The organism is Nocardioides abyssi, from assembly GCF_030412915.1.
GTDB lineage: Bacteria > Actinomycetota > Actinomycetes > Propionibacteriales > Nocardioidaceae > Nocardioides > Nocardioides abyssi.
Map to the genome: position 1 here is coordinate 1 of NZ_JAUHJR010000227.1, position 242 is coordinate 242.

General features: G+C 71.1%; 1 pseudogene. It reads left to right on the forward strand.

The window, feature by feature from the left end:
• Positions 1 to 242: pseudogene (locus QWY29_RS20590) on the forward strand (glucose-6-phosphate dehydrogenase); the annotation flags it as partial.

Here is a 242-nt window from a genome sequence, read left to right on the forward strand (position 1 = left end):
TCGCCGACGAGGTGGAGCGCGCCGAGGACACGCTGCCCGGCCCCGTCGAGCGCAAGCGCCGGCTGCACTACCTCAGCGTGCCGCCGAAGGCCGCCCTCGACGTCGTCCACCAGCTCGACACGGCCGGCCTGGTCGAGCGGTCGCGGATCGTGATGGAGAAGCCGTTCGGCACCGACCTGGCCTCGGCGGTCAACCTCAACGCCGAGCTGCACGAGGTCTTCGACGAGCAGCAGATCTTCCGC